Consider the following 16,120-nt stretch of genomic DNA (forward strand, 5'->3'; position numbering starts at 1 on the left):
TCACATTTAGGTAACAGAGATCACGATCCCGGTGAGTCGCCTTGCCGGATTCGTTACACGCGCTCGTTGCTGACGGCGGGCAGGCGGAGGGCGAATTCCGTACGCCCTGGACGGGAGGTCACTTCAACGCTGCCGCCATGCGCTTCCACAATGGATTCCACGATGGACAGGCCCAACCCGGAGGTGCCCTCCGTCCCCGACCTGGCGGCGTCAGCGCGGGCAAAGCGGGAGAAGATCCGGCTTTGGAAATCCTCCGGAATGCCCGGTCCGTTGTCGGTTACCGTAACCACTGCGCTGCCATCGGCGGAGAGCATGACTCCGGTGACCACGGTGGTGCCGGCATCGGTGTGTTTGCGGGCGTTGGACAGCAGGTTGGCCAGCACCTGGTGCAATTGTGTGGCGTCACCCCTCACTGTGATGGGTTCGTCCGGGAGCTGAAGCTGCCAGATGTGCTCCGGGGCCATGACTTTCTCATCACTCACTGTCTCGATCACCAGCTGCGTCAGGTCAACGTCCGAGACCTTTACTGGTTGACCCTCGTCCAACCTTGCGAGCAGGAGGAGGTCCTCCACCAGCGTGGTCATCCGTTCGGATTGGCTTTGGACCCGCGCCAGGGATTTCCGGCCGTCATCGGTGAAGTTTTCGGTCATCCGCAGCAGTTCTGTGTAGCCGCGGATAGCGGTCAGCGGTGTACGAAGCTCATGCGAGGCGTCCGCCACGAACTGGCGGACCTTGGTTTCGCTTTCCTGGCGGGCTTCCAGCGCACTGGCCACGTTATTCAGCATTTGATTCAGGGCGTGGCCAACGCTGCCCACTTCCGTTCCGGGATGGGAGGCCGACGGCGGTACGCGCACCGCAAGTGCCACTTCGCCGGCGTCGAGAGGCAGCCGGGAAACCTTCGTGGCCACTTCGGAGAGCTGCTCAAGCGGCCTCATGGTCCGCCGAATGATCACTGTGCCTGCCAGGCCAATCAGCACCAGGCCGCCCAACGAAACCCACACCATGGTCCATACGAGCGAGGCCTCGGCGCTTTGCTTGTCCGCAAGCGGCAGGCCGGTCACGATCACGTCGCCGGAGGTGTCCACGGCCACCAGCCGGTAGTCGCCGTTGGACAGCGAACGGTCCACAGGGCGGCTGTCCTTGGGAAGCGACAACAGGACCTGCTCGTCGTCTGCGGAGAGTGAAACGCGATTGCCTTGGGCGTCGATCAAGCCCGAGCTCCTCACGGTGGTTCCATCGATCCGCGCGTTGAGGGTTCCAGCGGCCTGGCCCCGGGCCTCCAACGGGTCAGGCCTTCCGGACGGTGACGAAGGAAAGTTCGACGGCGGCCTGCCGAAGTCATTCGCGCGGCTGGACGCCTGCTCCAACTGCCTGTCGAGCTGCCTGTTGAACACCATGTCCATGGAGGCGTAGCTGACTACCCCCACGGCAGCGCAAATCGCTACCAACAGGGCCATGGCCACCAGGACCAATCGGGTGCGAAGGTGCCAGGTGGACGGGTTGAGCCAACTGCGCTGCGACTTCCTGGCCACTCCTGAAAGTGTGCTCAACGTTTAGTCCGCAGGCTTGATGACGTATCCCGCACCGCGAATGGTGTGGATCATGGGCGGATGGTTCGCTTCGATCTTCTTGCGCAGGTAGGAGATGTAGAGCTCCACGATGTTGGCCTGCCCACCGAAGTCGTAGTCCCACACCCGGTCCAGGATCTGTGCCTTGCTGACCACCCGTTTGGGGTTTTCCATGAGGTAGCGCAAGAGTTCGAACTGGGTGGCAGTCAAGGAGATGTCCTCACCGGCCCTCGTCACCTCGCGGGTGTCCACGTTGAGGGTGAGGTCTCCCACCACCAGCTCCGCGGTGTCCATGGCTGCCACGCCGGAACGCTGAACCAGCCGGTGCAGGCGCAGGAGAACTTCCTCCATGCTGAAAGGTTTGGTGACGTAGTCGTCGCCCCCGGCTGCCAAGCCAACAATGCGGTCCTGGACGGCGTCTTTTGCAGTGAGGAACAGGGCGGGAACTTCCGGGGCGAAAGCACGGATGCGGTTAAGGACCTCCACACCGTCGAAACCGGGCAGCATGACGTCCAGGACCAGCACGTCCGGCCGGAAGTCCTTGGCAACTTTCACTGCCTCCGGTCCGGCTCCGGCTACCGCAACGGACCAGCCCGCCATGCGCAGGCCCATGCTCATCAATTCGGCGAGGCTGGGTTCGTCGTCCACCACCAAAGCACGGATAGGGGAACCGTCCGGGTGGGAGAGCTGGGGAAGGTTGTTGGTCATGGAGTGCGAGGAGGCCATGGGACAACTCTCCAATCTGCTGGTTTGCCAGCGCTTTGCCGGTCCTGTGAGGACGCTGTGAACTCAACACTAGCGAGGTGGGAGTCCGGCGTGGTGAAGCTAGGGATAGGCCTGACGGGCTGTTTCTACAGCTTGTAGCAGATTTCGGGCAGGAAATTGTCGAAGGAGACTACCCGCGATTGGACAACAACTGTTTCAGATCGTGAGATTCCGCTCGAGGGTGGTTCGTGGGAACCAAGGTGCACATGATGCCCTATTTGCCGAAGATCATTCACTGGATTGCTAATATTTCGTGTCTCAGCCGAATGAAATGGCATTCATTTATGGCGTCCAGTGAATTGTGATTTGCGACACAATAGACCTCTACGTCTCAAAATGTGGACGGTTCGGCGCTTTGTTACTTGCGTGTTGCCATTGTTACGTTGCACACTTCCAATGTGAACAAGAACTCAACAGCACCTGCAGCCGCAGCAACCTGGCCCAGCACACCCGCTGGCCATGATGACCGCTGTTGTCGAATGCAAGCCTAACTTTCCACCCCAAGAAGTTTCAGGCATTCGCCCCCTAGCCCAGCGTTGGGCGCCCCTCCCCAAACTCATTGCGGGGACAACCAGCATTCGAAGCCGCGATGACGGCTATTCACTTTTGAGGTAAGCACTCCATGTCAGTTGCATCTGGATACGTCCACATCTCCGTCCGTAACGCCAACAAGGCCGCGTCAAACGCAGGGCTCCGCCCCGGCTTCGGCAACCGCCCCGGCTATGCTCCTGCCCAGCAAGGCGCAGGCCAGCAGGCTCCCGGTTACGTGCCGCAGGGCTACAACCCCAACTCCTATGGCCAGTTGCGCGCAGTACCCACCGCCGAGCCGGCACCCATGACTGCGCCCACCCCGGTGATCGCCCAGTCGGACAGGCTCCGCCCTGTTGCCAACGACAACGTGGCCCGCGGCTTTGTGCTCTACATGGGCATTGACGAAGAAACCGCCGCTGCGGCCGGAACATCCATTGCCAAGCTCGCCCAGGAAATCCGGGCCTACGCACAGTCCCTCGTGACCGGTGCCGAGAGCTACGCCGCCGTCGCCGTGGCCCCCGCCGGGGCACCCGGGTCCGCGCTCGACGTCGTGCGTTCCACCTTTGGTGACCCGACGGTGGCCTCCCGCCAGCGCACCGAAGCCGCCCGCCCCGCGCCGCAGCAGGAATCCCGTCCGTCGGGCGTACTGATCGACCTTGCGCGCCGCGAAGTCCACCTGGACGGCGAGTCGCTGAACCTGACGTTCAAGGAATTCGAACTCCTCAACTACCTCGTGGAAAACGGCACCCGCACCGTTGGCCGCGATGAGCTGCTCGAGGGTCTGTGGCGCAACGCCGAAGAGGTGCCGAACGAACGCACCATCGATGTCCACATCCGCCGCCTCCGGTCCAAGCTTGGCCGCCTGGCCAATACGGTCCGCACGGTCCGTGGGCAGGGCTACCGCTTCTACGAGCACCCCGAAGTCATCGTCTGGGCCGCTCCGGAATACTCGATCTAAGCTACTGCTGCAGCCGAATGGCGGCACCATCCCTCTGCGCAACAACGGCGCTATCGGGATGTGCCGCCATCCGTCTTTGGTCGTGCCCAGTGAGCATTGGCCTCCACGGCTAAGGGGGCGGATAGGGTTGGTTTATGAGTGACCATCACATCAAGCGCCTGGTGATCATGCGGCATGCCAAGGCTGATTGGCCCATGGGCGTTCCGGATCATGAACGTCCGTTGGAGGAACGTGGCCACCGCGAGGCCCCCCTTGCCGGCAAATGGCTGCTCAAGCACGGTGTGGTTCCCGATTTCATCCTGTGCTCTTCAGCGCTGAGGACCCGCCAGACCTGCACCTGGGTGTGCGATGAGCTCGGAGACAAGGCACCGACGCCCAAACTTGAGGACGGTCTGTACTCCGCTTCGGCCAACCGCATGTTGACGGTCATCAACCACGTTCCAGACACAGTGACCACGTTGATGGTCATTTCCCACATGCCCGGGGTCCAGGACCTCGCCATGCACCTGGCTTCCCGCGATTCGGACCACGACGCGTATATGGATGCCGCTACCCGCTACCCAACGAGTGCGTTGACGGTAATGGAAACGGAAAAGACGTGGGCTGAACTCGATGGGCAGGATGCTCGGCTGACGCACTTCAAGGTGCCCCGCCACTAGCCACTATTGCGAGCTGCTTGGGTCTCCGTAGGCCAGCTGCGGCATGCACATGCAGCGAAGCTCGAACACCGGCAACCCCGCGGCTTCCTCGCCGTGGCCCGTGGCGATCAGGTATTCGCCGTCGAACATGTACACCGGCAATTGGGGTGCCATGTAGTCGTTGTATCGACTCGGGTAGACCCATTGCCCGCGGATATCGAAGGCGGGTAGCGCGTAGGTATCCCGGCGATTGTGGGCGCTCGGATAGAGTCCGTCGTCGATCATGATGTAGCTGGCCAGGCCATACGTGTGGTGGTGGTTCATGTCGGTTGGAAATAGGATCGCTTCCACAGTGCGGGCCCCTTCAAAGAGTCGACGGCCGCGCTCCGGGACGGCGCGGCAGCTAGGTAAGGTTAGCCTAAGCTAACATCTGCCCGACGGTCGAATGTTCCAGAGTGTGACATTCGTCAAACTTGCGGAACGGGCAGTTCCCGGGCGGCCACTTCCCGCAACAGGCGTACGGCGTGCCGGATATTGGGGCTGGCCGTCATGGTCTTCCGATAAACGATCCCCACTGAACGCTGTTGCACTGGATTGACCACCGGAACAGCCACCACGCCGGCCGGCAGCGCGGGCCTGCCAAGCCGTGGAACCAGCGCGATCGCAACCCCTTGCTCCACCATGGCGATGTGCGTGGAGAAGTCAGGATCGTAGACGCGGATGTCCGGAACCCGGCCAAGGCCGGCGAAGATCTGCAGAAGTGCCTCGTTGCAGATGGCGCCCGCCGGGGTGCTGATCCAGGTCTCATCCAGCAGGTCTTCACGCTCGACGGCGGCACGCCCCGCCAGGGCGTGGGTGCTGTTGACGAGCACGTCGGCTTGGTCGATGCAGAGGTCCTCGTGCACCAGGTTGTCCGGGATCACCAGGGGGACTGAGTTCCAATTGTGCACCACGGCGAGTTCAGCCTCGCCCGAGGCCACCCGCTGGACGGCTTCACGGGGATCCTCTGCCAGCACGGTGACGTCCAGCGTGGACTGAGTGGCGGCCAGGCGACCCAGGACTGGCCCCACCAACCCACGGCAGGCCGTGGAGAATGCCACCAGTCGCAGCAGCCCGGAGGGCTTCGAAGGATCGGCCAAAAGGGTGGCTTGCAGTTCCTCCAGCTCACCCATGATCCGCCGGCCGTAGCCAGCAAGCGCCAGGCCGCGCTCCGTCAGCAGCACCCCGCGGCCGTTGCGCTCAAGGACCGCTACGCCAGTCTGCTTTTCGAGTTTCTTGATCTGCTGCGAGACCGCGGACGGGCTGTACCCCATCACATCGGAAGCGGCCACCACGGATCCATGCTGTTCCACTGCGACGAGGGCCCGCAAAGCTGAAATGTCGATCATGAAGCAAATCTACTCGGTTCCATACTGAATTCAACGCTGGTGCTTCATCGGAAAGAGAGTCAAAGTGGAGTTGTGAACCTCCGCCACTCCGCCCTTGCCGTCCTGGTTGCCGTCCTCTGGGGCATCAACTTCGTCGCGATCGACCTTGGCCTGCACGCCAACGGTCGCGATGTCCCGCCACTGCTCTTCGTGGCCATGCGCTTCCTGCTGGTCGTCTTTCCCTTCATCTTCTTCATCCGGAAACCGGACGTTGGCTGGAAGGCGATCATCGGCGTCGGGCTTTTCATGAGCGCCGGGCAATTCGGCCTCCTGTACCTGGGCATGGCACTCGGGATGCCTGCCGGGCTGGCATCCCTGGTGTTGCAGGCGCAGGTACTGTTCACTGTCCTGCTGGCGGCCCGGTTCCTTGGCGAGAAGCCCAGCAAGAGGCAGATGCTGGGCGTGGTGCTGGGCATCGCGGGCTTGGCGGTGGTGGCGGCGGGGCGAAGCGCCGTGGCTCCCGTGCTTCCGCTGATGATCGTCCTTGCGGCAGCGTTGTCCTGGGCGATCGGTAACGTGGTGGCCCGGCATACCAAGGCTGCCTCCGGTCTGGGCTTGGTGGTGTGGTCAGGCGCGGTGGTGCCACTTCCGCTGGCGGGATTGTCGCTGGCGGTGGATGGTCCGGACGCCGTGTGGGCCACGCTCATCGATCTTCAGCCAGCAACCATCCTGAGTGCCATCTACACGGCGGTGTTTGCCTCACTCGTGGGCTACGGCATCTGGAACCGGCTGTTGTCGCTGTACCCGAGTTCCGACGTCGTGCCCTTCACTTTGCTGGTCCCGGTGGTGGGGATGACGGCGGCGTGGCTGGTGCTCAATGAGGTTCCCACGCCCGCCGAAATTACCGGTGGGCTGATCCTGCTCCTCGGCGTGGCCACTGCGGTACTCGGCGCTGGACGGAAAAGCCAGGCACCGCAAGGGCTCAGCGGAGATCGAAGATGGTCCGGTGCCAGTTCTTCTCGGTAACGTCGTCCAGTTCGAACATCACGTGCTTCACCTGGGTGTACTCCTCAAAGGAGTATGCGGACATGTCCTTGCCGAAGCCGGATTGCTTGAAACCGCCGTGGGGCATCTCGGAAATGATGGGCACGTGGTCGTTGACCCACACGCACCCGGCCTTGATCTCGCGGGTGGCACGCAAGGCCCGCTGCAGGTTGTTCGTCCAGGCTGACGCGGCCAGGCCATAGACGGTGTGGTTGGCCAGCTGGATGGCTTCGTCGTCGGTGTCGAAGGGGAGAACCACCAGGACGGGGCCGAAGACTTCGTCCCGTACGATCTCCGAGTCAGGCGCCGCATCAACCACCACTGTGGGCCGATAGAAGGCGCCCTTTTCAAGGCGGCCATCGATGGGAGCGTAGCCGCCCGCCACAATCTTGCTGTAACTGCGTGCGCGCTCCACCATGCCCGCCACGTGGTCCCGCTGCTTGAAGGACACCAGGGGGCCGAGGTCCACATCGGTGTCTCCGGGGGCGCCCAGGACGATCCCCTCGAAGCGGGCAGCGAGTTTCGCCACGAACTCCTCGTAAACGCTCCGGTGAACGATGGCCCGCGTGGCCGCCGTGCAGTCCTGGCCAGTGTTGATGAGCGAACCCGCCACGGCGCCGTGCACAGCGGCGTCCAGGTTGGCGTCGTCGAACACCACAAACGGTGCCTTCCCGCCCAACTCGAGATGCACGCGCTTGGCGTTGACGGCCGCAGCCTCCAGGACGGTGCGGCCAATGGCGGTGGACCCCGTGAACGAGACCATATCCACGTTGGGATGCCGCATGAGGGCCGCGCCCACTGTGGCGCCGTCGCCCACCACCACGTTCACCACGCCGTCGGGCAGTCCCGCATCGCTGAGCGCTTGGGCGAACATCAGCGCGGTCAGTGGCGTGATCTCGGCGGGCTTCAGGATGATGGTGTTCCCCGCAGCGATGGCAGGCAGGATCTTCCACGCCGCCATCTGCAGCGGGTAGTTCCACGGCGCAATGGATCCCACCACGCCGATGGGCTCGCGCCGGATGGACGAGGTGTGATGCGGGGAGTACTCGGCGGTGGCTTTGCCTTCGAGGTGGCGGGCAGCACCGGCGAAGAAGTCGATGTTGTCGATGGTTCCCGGGACATCGAATTCCCGGGTCAATCGGAGTGGCTTCCCGGTCTGTGAACTCTCAATCCGGCAAAACTCTTCCTTGCGTTCCTCCATGATGCGGGCGAATTTCTGCAGGATGCCGGCGCGTTCGCCAGGGGCGGTGCGCGACCACGCCGGGAAGGCACTGCGCGCAGCTGCCACCGCGGACTCAAGGTCCGTCAGCGATGCGAGTCCCACCGATTCCACCACTTCTGAGGTGGCTGGGTTGATGACGTCGAGGCTCTGTCCGGACGTGCCGGGCTGCAGTTTTCCGTTGATGAACTGGTGCATGGTGCCATGCTTTCCCTGCCGGGCGTCAGTGCCAGGGCAGTGCTGAATGAACGACGCCGGAGGTGTCGTCGTGCGGTTAGGGCGGGTTGCGTGGGTGGCCAGGCAGGCGGTCAGGCCTGCGTGCTTTCGCGCTCGGCGCTGTCCAGGATGGCTGCGAGGCCGGCCTGGAAGGCCTTGAGGGAATCGAGGGTTTGCAGTGCTGCGTGGTGCTTTTCGAGGAGCGGGTGCCCTGAAATACGTGTGAAGACCCGGGGGTTGAGCCAGGGATCGTGGCCCTCGGAGTCCGGGAGTCGCTGGATCTCCACCGCAATCCCGGCGCCCAGTGCGAGGGTGTAGCTTTCCAAAGCGGCGTAGTAGTGCACTACGCGGTCTTCGGCCAGCCCGGCGTCGGTGAGGCATTGCAGGACGAACTCGATGGCCTTGAGTTCGCCGGGGCCGTAGGTATCCGTGGCGAAGGATTCGCTGCCGAGGGAGGGGTGCTGCATGAAGACCCTGAGCAGCTCATCCAAGTAGGCCTCAAGCCGGGTACGCCAGTCCTGATCGCGTGCCGATGCCAGGGTGCGCTCCACCGACGTCATGAACAACTGGTCCAGTGCCGCCCGGACGATGGCGTCGCGGTTGCGGAAATGCCGGTAGACCGCGGTGGCGTCTACCTCAAGTTCCTGTCCCAGCCTGCGGACGGTCAGCCGCTCGCCGAGTTCCTGGCTGGAAATCCGGAGGACAGCGTCAATGATCGTGGCCGGGTCCAGGCGCCTGCGGCGGTCCGTCGACTGTGCTGGCTGCACCATCAGTTTGTCCGCCTTCCATGCGTTCCCGGTTGATTATCAACCTACATGATTCATGGCTGCCTCCTTCCGAGGACCAGTCAAAGTCTTTGTCAGCACTGATGTCAACACTGTTGACTTAATTGTGATCCGGCTCATAGTCTGTCTCGCAGAGTTGAATTTCCCCACGAAAGGACTCGAACGTGCACGCAGAGATTTTGTTTGAGAACGGATGGGTGTACACCGGCAACGACGCCGGCCCCATCCGGGCAAACCTGGCCATCGCGGATGGACGGATCATCGCCGTCGGCAGCCCCGAGGCCGTCAACGGAACTGCCGCACCGGACACCCGCCGGGTGGACTTGGACGGCCAGTTACTGGTCCCGGGCTTCCAGGATGCCCATATCCACCCGATCTTCGCCGGCGTCGAGATGCTGCAATGCGACCTCACGGAGGCGACCACCGCGGAGGAGGCCGTAGCCAAGGTCGCCCGTTACGCTGTGCAAAACCCGGGCCAACCATGGATCCTCGGTGCGGGCTGGTCCATGGACCTCTTCCCCGGAGGAACGCCGACGCGGGATTTGCTGGATGCTGTGGTGCAGGACAGGCCGGTGTATCTCCAGAACCGGGACCATCACGGGGCCTGGGCCAATACTGCGGCGTTCGCGGCCGCGGGCATCAGCCGGGACACCCCTGATCCCGCCGGTGGACGTTTTGAGCGCGAGCCGGACGGCACTCCTGCCGGCACTGTCCATGAAGGTGCCATGGACCTCTTCAACGAGGCCAAACCTGCATTGCCTTACAACCTTGCCTACCAGGGCTTGCTCGCGTCCCAAGAGCTGTTGCTTTCCCAAGGGATCACCGCCTGGCAGGACGCCTGGGTGCCCATCCCCGAAGGCGACCATGCGGACAACCTCAAGGTCTACATGGACGCCGCCAACGCGGGCGACCTCAAAGTGCGGGTCACCGCCTGTCAGTGGTGGGACCGGACGGCGGGCCTGTCCCAGCTGGAAGCCATCGTGGAACGCCGCGATACCGTCCGGGACTCTTTCAACCCCCTGGTCCTCAGTGCCAACACGGTCAAGGTGATGGTCGATGGAGTCGCCGAGAACTTCACGGCCGCCATGCACCACGTCTACCTTGACCACCACGGCCACCATACGGACAACCGCGGCATCGAGTTCTTCGAGACAGGAGAGCTTAAGGAATTCGTGACCGCAATCGACGCGTCCGGGATGCAGCTCCACTTCCATGCCCTGGGCGACCGTGCCGTGACTGACGCTTTGGACGCCCTCCAAACTGCAAGGGACGCCAACGGTGCCAACGATCACCGACACCACCTGGCACATCTGCAAGTGGTCCGCAGCGAGGACACGGCGCGCTTTGCGGAGCTCGGAGCCGCAGCCAACGTGCAGGCTCTCTGGGCTTGCCACGAGGATCAGCTGGACACCCTGACCCTGCCGTTCCTGGAACCGGGCGCCGAGGCGCGGCACTACCCCTTTGGGGAGCTTGCTGCAGCCGGGGCGCGACTGGTGGCCGGAAGCGACTGGCCTGTGTCCACTGCCGATCCGCTCGCCGCTATCCACGTGGCCGTCAACCGCACTGCGCCGGGGGAGGACCTGCCGCCCCTCGGCCCTGAATCACAGAAACTCAGCCTCAAGCAGATCCTGGATGCCTACACCCAGGGAACGGCGTGGATCAACCATATGGAGGCTGAGACAGGAACCCTGGAACCCGGGAAGCTTGCTGACTTGGCGGTCCTGGACGTCAACCTCTTCGACCTCCCCCAGCAGGAATTGCACAAGGCGGTGGTGACGCAAACGTGGATCGGGGGCGAGTGCGTCTACGACCGCGCGGCAGCCCGCCGGAACCAGCACACTGCGGTGATGCAGTGAAGCCGCAACCAGCGAAAGGCGCCGTCAGACTGAAACCGCGGACGACGCCGTCGCGCATCACAGCGGTGGGCGTCGCCGCCGTCGTGGCGGGCCTGGTTCTGGGCGGCTGCGGCGTCCGTCCCGCCGGTGTGACCGACGCCGCCGGGGGAGCCAAGTTCACGCTGTCCGACTCAACGCCGGCACCCGCCAAGGAGATCGAGAACTTCAATTGGGCGATGTACGCGGAACCGTTCTCGCTGGACTACGCCTATGCCTTTGACTACCCGGACAACACTGTCCTGTCGAATGTCTGCGAGTCGCTCTTCCGCTGGAACGCGAACCTGTCCACATCGCCCGGCCTGGCCACCGGCGTGGAGAACCCTGACCCCCTGACGTGGGTCTACACCATCCGGCAGGGCGTGAAATTCCACGACGGCAGCGAGATGACAGCGGACGATGTTGTCGCTTCCCTAAGCCGCCATGTGGACCCCGAAGTGGGCTCCTTCTGGGCCTCCGCCTACCAAAATGTGGAGTCCATCGAGAAAACCGGGGACTTCGAAGTCACGGTGACCACCACCCGGCCGGACTACGTCTTCAACGCGTCCCTGGTGGGAGCTACCGGCGTGGTGGAGTCCGCCAGGACCCTGGAAGCAGCCGGCAAGGACTACGGGAATTCCAGCACCGGCGTGAACTGCACCGGGCCCTTCCAATTCGATCAATGGGAAGCCGGGGAAAGCATCACCCTCAAGCGCTTCGACGACTATTGGGACCCGGAACTCAAAGCCAAATCCCAACAGGTCACCTTCAAGATGCTGCCGGATGCCACGTCCCGCATCAACGCCTTCCAGACCGGCGAAATAGACGGGGGCTTCGCCATCCCGTCCAACGCCATGGACATCCTCAAAGCCAACAAAGACGCCGGCTCGCTGTACTTCGGCAAGGACACCTCGGTGCAAAGCATGGTGTTCACCAACCTCGGCGGCACGTTCCAGGACGTCAGGGTTCGCAAGGCGCTGATGATGGCCATCAACCGGGAAGCCCTGATCAAGGCTGCGGAACAGGGTTACGCCTCCGGCACTGACGCCCTCACCACCCGGAACGTGTGGAAGGACGCCTCACAGGAAACAACCGACGAGGCTTTCGACGGGCTCCTGTCCACGCCGTACGACGTGGAAGAGGCCAAGAAGCTCATCAAGGAAGCCGGAGCCGAGGGCGGCAAGTTCGTCTTCGCCACGGCCTCCCTCAACGCGGCTTTTGACATCACGGCACGGGCCATTGCATCAGCGGCAAAGGAGATCGGGCTGGAGCCCGAAATCCAGACCATGTCCAACGACAAATACACCACCCTGTTCTCCGATCCCGAAGCCCGCAGGAACGTGGACCTGCTGGTGACCTCGTGGTACCTGTCCAGCACTGAGCCCTTGGAAATGTACAGCGTGCTGCGCACCGGAGACTTCAGCAACTACGGAGGCTGGAGCAATCCGGACTTCGACAACCTCGTGAACACCGCCTACGGCGAGCAGGACCCTGACGCCCGCGGCAAGCTCACGGGCCAGGCCGCCAAACTGGCCAGCGACGAAGTGGTGTGGGGGCCCCTCTACGAAACCGTCACCACCATGTGGCTGGGCAAACGCATCACCGGGGCGGACCCGTCCATCAACTACATGTACTTCCCGTGGGCAGCCAAAATTGGAGGTCTCTGACATGGCCGTAATGGATCAAGCGCAGGCGCCCGCACCCCCACAGGGTCCGGCGGGCAAAGGGGTCAAGAGCAGGGCAGCGCGCCCAGCGGCTTACATCACAAAGAAGGTTTTTGCCCTGGTGGCGACACTGTTTGTGGCATCACTGGCCGTCTTCTTCTCCCGCTTCCTTGTCCCCGGCGACCCGGCACGCTTCCTGCTCAGGGGACGCAGCCCCAAGCCCGAAGCCCTGGAAGAGATCACCCGCCAGTTCGGCCTGGACAAGCCGGCCTGGGAGCAGTACCTGAACTGGCTCGGCGGCATCCTGCATGGTGACTGGGGACGCTCGCTGACCTACCGCCAGGACGTCTCGGACGTGCTGCTCGGCCGGTTGCCCACCACCCTTCAACTCGTGGCGCTCGCCGCCGTCTTCATCACCGTCCTGGGCCTGTTTGCCGGGATCGTGGCCAGCCTGAACAAAGGCTTCGGTGACCGTTTCATCCTCATCACCCTCACCGCAGCCGGCGCCGTGCCACCCTTCGTGGCGGCCATCGCCTTGGTGGCACTCTTCTCCGTGGGCTTGGGCTGGTTCCCCTCTTTTGGAAGCGGCGACGGCGGCTGGGACCGGATCTGGCACCTCACCCTCCCGGCGCTCGCCCTGGGCATCACGTACATCGCCATGGTGGCGCGGGTGACACGCTCCTCCATGAACGAACAACTCCTCCGCGAACATGTGGAAGTGGCCACCAGCCGCGGACTCACCCGCGGATCCGTGGTGGCACGCCACGTGCTGCGCAACGCCCTGGGGCCGATTCTCACGGTGAGCGGTGTGCTGGTGGCCGGTCTCCTGGTCTCCAGCGCCATTATCGAGAGGACTTTCGGGCTCTCCGGAATCGGGCAGCTCCTGGTGCAATCCATCGACAGGCTGGACTTCGCCGTGGTCCAGGCAATCGTCATGGTGGTGGTGGCGGCCTTCGTCCTGGTCAACACCGTGGTTGACCTCATCCAGCCCCTCATAGATCCGCGAATCGCGGCCGGAACGGAGTCCCGATGACCTTAGCCATCTCACTGCCGCAGGCTGGCCTTCGCCGCTACGGCAGCCTCTTGTCACCATTGGCGTGGGTCGCGCTCGCCGTTGCCGCCGCCGTCGTACTCCTTTCGCTGTTCGCCCCGGTCCTGGCGCCTTACGACCCCGACTATGTGGACCTCAACAACGTCCTGGCCGGTCCCGGCGCGCAGCACTTGCTGGGCACTGACGCGCTGGGCCGCGACCTTTTCAGCCGGCTCATGCATGGTGGACGGACCTCGCTGCTGGGGCCAACCATCGTGGTGATCGGATCCACGGTCTTGGGCCTGTTGCTGGGCCTGGTGGCCGGCTGGTCCGAAGGCTGGCTGGGGAAGGTCCTTGGCCGGGTTTTCGACCTTCTCTTCGCTTTCCCTGCGCTGCTGATGGCCATGCTCGCCATCGCGTTGTTCGGCAAAGGCCTCTTCGCTCCCATCCTGGCCATGACCATCGCCTATGTGCCCTACGTTGCCAGGCTGGCCCAGTCGCTGGTGGTCGCCGAGCGCAGTCGACCCTACGTGCAGGCGTACCGGGTGCTCGGCTTCCGGACGCCGTGGGTGGTACTCGGCAGGGTGCTGCCCAACCTCATTCCCACAGTCGGCGCGCAATCGACGTTGAACTTCGGCTACGTGCTGGCCGACCTCGCCGCGCTCTCCTTCATCGGTCTCGGGGTCCAGCCACCCACCAGCGACTGGGGCGCCATGATCGAGGAATCCCGGGGCGCGCTCCTGGGCGGCTACATTCTGCCCGCTTTCTGGCCAGCGTTGGTGGTGGTCCTGGTAGTGGTGGCCGTCAACGTCATCGGCGAGGAACTTTCAGACCGCATCGGAGGAAAACTGTCATGAGCCAGCTCCTGAAGATTGAAGATTTTACGCTCGGCTTTGCGGACAGGCCCCCGCTGCTGGACAGCGTCTCCCTGCACGTGAACGACGGCGAAGCGGTCGCCTTGGTGGGGGAATCCGGCTCAGGTAAGTCGTTGACCACGCGGGCCGCGCTGGGCTTGTTTCCTGGCGGCTCCGAGTTCTCCGGAACCGTGTCTGTTCAGGGCCTGAATACCCTGACGGCCAGCAAGCAACGGCTCATGGAACTGAGGCGTGGCCACGCTTCCATGATTTTCCAGGACCCCCGGGCGGGCATCAATCCGGTCCGGACCGTGGGGGACTTCCTCACGGAGACTTTGCTGCGTTTTCACGGGTTGTCCCGCGCCGAAGCTACCGAACGCGCCGTGAAGCAGCTTGAACAAGTGGGCCTCCGCCGGGCCAAGGAGCTCATGGACCAGCACCCGCACCAGCTTTCGGGCGGCATGCTCCAGCGCGTGATGATTGCCGCTGCGCTGCTGAACTCGCCGGATCTGCTGCTCTGCGACGAACCCACCACGGCCTTGGATGTCACAACCCAGGCCGGGATCGTCCGGCTCCTCCGCGAAGAACAGCAATCTCGGGGCATGGGCATGCTGTTCATCACCCACGACCTGAACCTCGCCGCCAGCCTGTGCGAACGGGTCTACGTGCTCCGTCGCGGCACAGTGGTGGAGCACGGCCCTACACGGAACGTGTTCCAGACGCCGCAGCAGGACTACACCCGGCAGCTGGTGGAAGCTACCCCAGTCATTGATGTGGCCGATGTGGATGCACCTGCGGCAGTGGGTGCGCCCTTGCTGGAGGTTTCAGGGGTGTCCAAGACGTACCAACTGCCTCGCGGCGAAGTCATCACAGCTTTGGACAACGCCGGTTTCAGCCTTCCCGAGGGCGGTTCCTTGGGCGTGGTGGGAGAGTCGGGATCGGGAAAGTCCACGCTGGCCCGGCTGGTGGTGGCGTTGGAAACAGCCACGACGGGTGAACTCTCGCTGCGAGGCGTTCCCCGGCCGCACCGGACCCTGAAGGCCGCCGAGCGCAAGGTACTGGCCAAGGACGTCCAGATCGTTTTCCAGGATCCCTATCTGTCCCTGGACCCGCGGATTCCCGTGGGTAACGCCGTGGCCGATGTGTTCCGGCTCCATCAGCGGCAAGGACGCAAGCAGGCCAGGGCCAGCGCAGCGGAACTCCTGGGCAAGGTGGGAATCGGACCGGAACGCTTCGACGCACGGCCGCGAGCCCTTTCGGGTGGGCAACGCCAGCGTGTGGCGCTGGCCAAAGCGCTCGCTGCCCGCCCACGGCTTTTGGTCCTGGACGAAGCCACCAGCGCCTTGGACGTCTCGGTCCAGGCGCAGGTCCTGGAACTTGTGGAGGAGCTGCGCGACCAATTTGGGCTCACGATCCTCTTCGTTACCCACGACCTCGCCGTGGTGTCGCGCCTGTGCTCCGAGATCCTGGTGATGCATCAGGGCCGGATCGTGGAACAAGGCCCCACGGCACGAATCCTTGAGGACCCCGGAGACGACTACACCAAGAACCTTATTGCCTCCCGTCCCCGGCCCTTGTGGGACGCCGAGCCGGTCATTGCCTGAGCAAGC

General features: G+C 63.7%; 14 protein-coding genes. 8 read left to right on the top strand and 6 right to left on the bottom strand.

Annotation, left to right across the window (positions count from 1 at the left end; all coding sequences use genetic code 11):
* Positions 1-53: 53 nt before the first annotated feature.
* Together FQP90_RS14455 and FQP90_RS14460 are read right to left on the bottom strand one after the other, a co-directional pair.
* The gene (locus FQP90_RS14455) at positions 54-1,550 is read right to left on the bottom strand and encodes a sensor histidine kinase (RefSeq protein ID WP_144651642.1); all 1,497 of its coding nucleotides are present in this window, start codon (positions 1,548-1,550) and stop codon (positions 54-56) included.
* A gap of 3 nt (positions 1,551-1,553) precedes the next feature.
* Positions 1,554-2,294, bottom strand: coding sequence for a response regulator transcription factor (locus FQP90_RS14460; protein ID WP_144651644.1), 741 nt, complete (start codon positions 2,292-2,294; stop codon positions 1,554-1,556).
* Positions 2,295-2,955: 661 nt separating this feature from the next.
* Here FQP90_RS14460 and FQP90_RS14465 point away from each other — a divergent pair.
* Together FQP90_RS14465 and FQP90_RS14470 are read left to right on the top strand one after the other, a co-directional pair.
* Positions 2,956-3,822, top strand: coding sequence for a winged helix-turn-helix domain-containing protein (locus FQP90_RS14465; protein WP_090825043.1), 867 nt, complete (start codon positions 2,956-2,958; stop codon positions 3,820-3,822).
* Positions 3,823-3,956: 134 nt separating this feature from the next.
* Complete coding sequence (locus tag FQP90_RS14470) at positions 3,957-4,481, top strand: SixA phosphatase family protein (protein WP_144651646.1); 525 nt, start codon at positions 3,957-3,959, stop codon at positions 4,479-4,481.
* Positions 4,482-4,484: 3 nt separating this feature from the next.
* Here the strand turns inward: FQP90_RS14470 and FQP90_RS14475 are convergent, their stop codons facing one another.
* Positions 4,485-4,784 carry a hypothetical protein gene (locus FQP90_RS14475; protein ID WP_144651648.1) on the bottom strand — a complete coding sequence of 100 codons (300 nt, stop codon included), beginning with the start codon at positions 4,782-4,784 and terminating at the stop codon, positions 4,485-4,487.
* A 143-nt stretch (positions 4,785-4,927) separates the two neighbouring features.
* Positions 4,928-5,848, bottom strand: a complete 921-nt coding sequence (locus FQP90_RS14480; RefSeq protein ID WP_144651650.1) for a LysR family transcriptional regulator — start codon at positions 5,846-5,848, stop codon at positions 4,928-4,930.
* Positions 5,849-5,920: 72 nt separating this feature from the next.
* Between FQP90_RS14480 and FQP90_RS14485 the strand changes: the two genes are divergently transcribed.
* Positions 5,921-6,853: an EamA family transporter gene (locus FQP90_RS14485; protein ID WP_144651652.1), complete on the top strand. Its 933-nt coding sequence runs from the start codon at positions 5,921-5,923 to the stop codon at positions 6,851-6,853.
* On the opposite strand, the gene FQP90_RS14490 is transcribed toward FQP90_RS14485, so the two are convergent.
* Both FQP90_RS14490 and FQP90_RS14495 read right to left on the bottom strand, forming a co-directional pair.
* On the bottom strand, positions 6,810-8,288 hold the full coding sequence (locus tag FQP90_RS14490) for a gamma-aminobutyraldehyde dehydrogenase (RefSeq protein WP_144651654.1): 1,479 nt from the start codon (positions 8,286-8,288) through the stop codon (positions 6,810-6,812). The two genes, FQP90_RS14485 and FQP90_RS14490, sit on opposite strands and share 44 nt — an antisense overlap.
* A 110-nt stretch (positions 8,289-8,398) precedes the next feature.
* On the bottom strand, positions 8,399-9,076 hold the full coding sequence (locus tag FQP90_RS14495) for a TetR/AcrR family transcriptional regulator (RefSeq protein WP_144651656.1): 678 nt from the start codon (positions 9,074-9,076) through the stop codon (positions 8,399-8,401).
* 179 nt (positions 9,077-9,255) lie between these two features.
* Between FQP90_RS14495 and FQP90_RS14500 the strand changes: the two genes are divergently transcribed.
* The 5 genes from FQP90_RS14500 to FQP90_RS14520 are packed head-to-tail and all read left to right on the top strand — an operon-like array spanning position 9,256 to position 16,114.
* On the top strand, positions 9,256-10,947 hold the full coding sequence (locus FQP90_RS14500) for an amidohydrolase (RefSeq protein ID WP_144651658.1): 1,692 nt from the start codon (positions 9,256-9,258) through the stop codon (positions 10,945-10,947).
* Positions 10,944-12,629 carry an ABC transporter substrate-binding protein gene (locus tag FQP90_RS14505; protein ID WP_144651660.1) on the top strand — a complete coding sequence of 562 codons (1,686 nt, stop codon included), beginning with the start codon at positions 10,944-10,946 and terminating at the stop codon, positions 12,627-12,629. Before FQP90_RS14500 ends, FQP90_RS14505 begins: the two co-directional genes overlap by 4 nt.
* 1 nt (position 12,630) lies before the next feature.
* Positions 12,631-13,659, top strand: coding sequence for an ABC transporter permease (locus FQP90_RS14510; RefSeq protein WP_144651662.1), 1,029 nt, complete (start codon positions 12,631-12,633; stop codon positions 13,657-13,659).
* Positions 13,656-14,513 carry an ABC transporter permease gene (locus FQP90_RS14515; RefSeq protein ID WP_144651664.1) on the top strand — a complete coding sequence of 286 codons (858 nt, stop codon included), beginning with the start codon at positions 13,656-13,658 and terminating at the stop codon, positions 14,511-14,513. Before FQP90_RS14510 ends, FQP90_RS14515 begins: the two co-directional genes overlap by 4 nt.
* Entirely contained in the window at positions 14,510-16,114 is a 1,605-nt protein-coding gene (locus FQP90_RS14520) for a dipeptide ABC transporter ATP-binding protein (RefSeq protein ID WP_144651666.1), read from the top strand. The genes FQP90_RS14515 and FQP90_RS14520 overlap by 4 nt, the downstream gene beginning before the upstream one ends.
* Positions 16,115-16,120 lie beyond the last annotated feature (6 nt).

Source organism: Paenarthrobacter nitroguajacolicus (assembly GCF_007786235.1).
Classification (GTDB): Bacteria; Actinomycetota; Actinomycetes; order Actinomycetales; family Micrococcaceae; genus Arthrobacter; species Arthrobacter nitroguajacolicus_A.